The organism is Paenibacillus sp. A3 (assembly GCF_001399685.1).
Classification (GTDB): domain Bacteria; phylum Bacillota; class Bacilli; order Paenibacillales; family NBRC-103111; genus Paenibacillus_G.
In genome coordinates this window covers 1-1,323 of sequence record NZ_JTHN01000306.1, presented here as the reverse complement: position 1 = coordinate 1,323, position 1,323 = coordinate 1, and the positions used below count along the sequence as shown (strand labels likewise).

Genomic DNA, 1,323 nt, shown 5'->3' with positions numbered 1-1,323 from the left:
TTCGGCGCAGCGCTTTTGATGCTGTTGTACCAGCGCAGCAGAAACGCGCGCATCAGCGCCCCCGTAATCGATTCCGCATAATAAGGAGCGTCCTCCGATCTGGCGATTTGCACGAACAGCTCAATCAGATGCGGATAGGGGCTCAGCGACGTTTTGGTCGGAAATTCGTCCAGTCCGGGACAATGCTCCTGCCGGGTCAGCATCGACCGGTCGGGCGGATCGGGATAAAAGGCGAAGCGCGGCTCCGGAACCGAATGCCGCTCCCATAAATCGCAGTAAATGTTATACGAATCGAGCGGAAAGCCGGGCTTATGATGAAATGAATGCACCTGTCCCGGGCGGATGAACATCAGGGTGCCTTTTTCGACGGAATACGTAACGTTGTCCACGACGATATCTCCGCGGCCGTCCAGAAATAGGTGATAGGCGAACGTATAGCCGACTCTTGTTCCTTCATGCTCGCCGCCGTTATACGTATAGGGTGCCGCCGAACGCACATGCGGAGCGATTTCTGCCAAATCCTTCATCTCGGGTTCCTCCGGGCATTAGGTTCTCACGAATAGCGGAATTTTGTACAAATCGATGGAAGGCCTTTCAAATACATTTCCAACGTCCTAATGATACAATAACCCCGACAAAAGAAAAAGCGCAGGAGGCTGGAAGGCGATGGAACACGCCGTCTAGATCACCCAATGAATAAAGCTGCACAGCAGCTTAGCCCACCTACTCCCAAGAAAGCGAGGTCGCCAAACGATGCGATTCCGACAAGTACACTTAGATTTCCACACCTCCGAAATGATCCCGCATATCGGACGGAAGTTTTCCAAGCCGCAGTTCCAGGAAATGCTCAAGCGGGGGCACGTCGACTCGATTACCGTCTTCGCAAAATGCCACCACGGCTGGGCCTATTTTCCCTCCGAAACGAACGAGATCCATCCGCATCTGGACTTCGACCTGCTCGGCGCGCAGATTGAAGCGGCGCACGAGATCGGCGTGAAGACTCCAGTCTACTTGTCGGTCGGCTTCGACGAGAAGCTGGCGCGCGTCCATCCCGAGTGGCTGATGCGAGACGAGAACGACCAGACGAACTGGGTCAAAGGGTTCATGACGCCGGGGTATCATCAGTTTTGCTTGAATTCGCCTTATCTCGATCTGATGATCCGCCAGGTGGAGGAGGTTGTGCGCAAGTACGATGCCGACGGGATTTTCCTCGACATCGTCGGCGTCCGCACCTGCTACTGCCATACCTGCGTGGCCATGCTGCGCCGGGAAGGAAAAGACCCCCGCGAGAAGCGGCACGTCGTCGAGCAGGGCGAGCGGATT

The 1,323-nt window shown here is 55.6% G+C and carries 2 protein-coding genes; one reads left to right on the top strand and one right to left on the bottom strand.

From position 1 onward, the window contains the following. Positions 1-527: AraC family ligand binding domain-containing protein (locus QJ48_RS33535; RefSeq protein WP_193394543.1), on the bottom strand; the 527-nt coding region annotated here is incomplete at its 3' end. Between the two features lie 226 nt (positions 528-753). Here QJ48_RS33535 and QJ48_RS33530 point away from each other — a divergent pair. Next, on the top strand, positions 754-1,323 hold a 570-nt coding region (locus QJ48_RS33530; protein ID WP_157261840.1), incomplete at its 3' end, for a family 10 glycosylhydrolase.